This is a genomic window from Microbulbifer discodermiae (assembly GCF_040742695.1).
Lineage (GTDB): Bacteria > Pseudomonadota > Gammaproteobacteria > Pseudomonadales > Cellvibrionaceae > Microbulbifer.
In genome coordinates, this window is record NZ_JBFLAB010000128.1 from 1 (window position 1) to 2,736 (window position 2,736).

Annotated in this window: 3 protein-coding genes; all 3 read right to left on the reverse strand. The window is 50.7% G+C overall.

Annotation, left to right across the window (positions count from 1 at the left end):
- Positions 1-129 precede the first annotated feature (129 nt).
- Entirely contained in the window at positions 130-615 is a 486-nt protein-coding gene (locus AB1S50_RS19240; RefSeq protein WP_367152861.1) for a hypothetical protein, read from the reverse strand.
- A 181-nt stretch (positions 616-796) separates the two neighbouring features.
- Positions 797-1,249: a hypothetical protein gene (locus AB1S50_RS19245; protein WP_367152864.1), complete on the reverse strand. Its 453-nt coding sequence runs from the start codon at positions 1,247-1,249 to the stop codon at positions 797-799.
- A gap of 79 nt (positions 1,250-1,328) precedes the next feature.
- Positions 1,329-2,736: hypothetical protein (locus tag AB1S50_RS19250; protein WP_367152866.1), on the reverse strand; the 1,408-nt coding region annotated here is incomplete at its 5' end.

The following is a 2,736-nucleotide window of genomic DNA, read 5'->3' on the forward strand; positions in this document are numbered from 1 at the left end:
GAAATGAAGTAGAGCGTCTGTTTCGCCGCTTGAAAGGTTTCCGAAGAATATTTAGTCGATTTGATAAGTTGGATGTCGTTTTTAAGTTCTTCATCAACTTTTCATTGATCGCTGACCGGCTAATTAGTGTTAACAGGCCCTAGTGACGCCCTCGCAGTAAGCGTCTTCTTGGCTCATTTCCCGCAAACGCTCGACTCGAATATTGGTAATCTCAAGATCAATTCGGCTGGCCCAGCGGGGCATGTGGATCGAGGGTTTCCACTTTTCTTCACCGATTTCCGCATCAGCACGATAAAAAGGAACGCCAGATCGGCAATTGCAAGGTTCATAGTGTGCGCAGTCATCGTGTGTAGATAGCCTGAAAGTCTCCCGCACCCACAGATGCTCACTTGGCTGCCCGTATGGACTCCAGTCAATCGGTGCTCCCTTGCGCCAATGCCTCTCGTTGGCGTAATGCAGGGATTTCCGGTCATCACCGCAGCCGGGATACCAGCCGAAATCATAGGACGGCTGCGGCTTCATAATGCGCCTCGTCTGCGTCTTTCTACCCTCCAGAATCGCGCGAACCATTGGCCCATTGAATAAGATGGGGCGCTCTTTAACTTTATTACTCATGGGCATTGCCTCCATTGTTTCAAAGCACTGTCAGTCCTATGGCCGCTTCGGTACCACTGCATACGCTGCCGTATCTCATATCTCGATCACTAATACATTCTGAAAACAGGGCCCCGTACTGGCGGCCCTAACGGTTACTGCTGACTGAGTGCGCCGGGGCGCTGGTTAAAAGCGATTACTACTACCGTGATCCAAAATCGTCTTTGACCCTGGTGATTATTTTTCTGTTGGCAGGGATATGGTGTTCACTGTAGGGGGAGGCTTGGTCAAGGTGTTCCTCAAAATATGCAAGGCAGGCTTCAAATCCGCCATTGTCCTGTCGCTTGGCTAATTCCTTGTAATGGTTCCCCTTCAAAATGAGGCGCAAGCTGTTATCGTCATATGTTGGGGTATAGCCAGTGATGATAATCGCTGTTTCTGGCCCGCTAACAAACAATGGGTTATCGTCAAGTTGCAAGTAGTAGTGTTTGGTTTCGGGCTGGTCTTGTTTCTCAGTAAAACCGCCATTCAACTGGAAAACCCGATTGGCTGCATCTTCTTGGCTTGAGTGATCCGACTCCGGCTCCCACTGACCATCTGGTGTATAGAATCCAACGGTCCAAAGTTCGGATTCCATTTTCTTATAAACGTACATGTCCCTCTCCTTAATTTTAATTACAGCTGAGTTTACTTACCCTTACTGTTACTGCGTTTTTCAATGTCCAGGGTGTTGGTTAAAAATTGCTTGCAAGGGCGTCACCGGCCCCCTGTAAATCCATATCCAAAAGCCACTCGTGGACTTTCGATTCGTGAACGCGATAATGCCTGGCGAGAACGCCGATGATTTGCTGATCCGAAGGCCGGGAATTCTCGGCGGTGGTTTGCCTGATCGAGCCGAGTTCGCGAGACGCCGAGATCTCTGCCGATTGCGGCTCGATTTTTTGTTGCACCTGCTCTGCCTGCTGGCGCTTTTGATCTGCGGCCTTATGCTCTGCGATCCTTGCCGTGATAGTTGCACGAAGGTCGTCGTTATCTTTCAGTACCAATTGCTGGGCATCCGCAAACAGCGTCTCGAAGCCAGCGGTATCGCTGCGTAGGGTTCCCAGGTTCAGGCGGATCTTATCGACGATCTGGTTGGCCTCGATTTTCGCGCGGGCCAACTCGGTGCTGACTGCATCACGCAAGCTGGCAAGTGTCCGTTTTCCTTTCATCACTCCGTCAAAATAGGTAATAATCGGTGGCATTCGGACTCCGTTATCTAATGTCTTATTGATTTCCCCAATATGCCCCATAAGGTCCTCACAAGCCGACATTGCGATTTCTTGGCGGATCTCCTTTTTGCGTGCCTTGACCAATTTCTCAAGCTCTAGGCGTTTGCTGCGTGCCTGCTCACTAATATCGTTGATAGCACGGAACAGCTCGTCGATGCTCTGGGTTTGACTGAGGGCGTGATCCTTGGCGGCGCTCAGGCGCTGTTCGACCTCTTTGCACCATTTGACCGTCTGTTCTGCATCCGCGAAATGCTGGTCTGTTTTAAGTTCGGTATTAATACCTTTAAAGACGGTTAAAGCATGGTCTTGAAACTCCTGCAGATTACTGGCGGTGACCATACCTGTGACTTCAATACGTAATGCTGGCAGTGTTTCAGGAGTGTGACCGGTAGCTTCGACCTGCTCAGTCTCTGGCTTGTAGTTGGAAAGGTCTTCCGCGAACTGCTGCCATCCGGCGATCAACGCGGCTCGGCGCTCAGGTACCGAAACGTATTCCATGCTGTAGCAAGCGTCCGGCGAGCCGTCAGAAGTTGTGAATATCACCTTCTCTGCGCCACTGACAAGGAGTTGGTGCTCTAGTTGCCAGTAGTAATGCGGTTCGAGATTGCCCTCGCGTACACTGTCAGCGAGCCCGGCACTGTATAGCTTGTGCTCCCAGATCAGTGATTCATCCATGGTTATGCCATCGAACGACGCTAGATAGGTTCCACAGTCACTCACTCCAGTCGCCGGGAACAGCTCGTCGCCGAGTTCGTGCTCGATATGTGACCGTATTGACGCTTCTGCTTCATGGCCTTTTTGGAAAAGCCGGTATTGGGCGTCAGTTATTCCTTCACTGAGTCCTGTCGCCTTTTCTTTGATGAATTGAGAG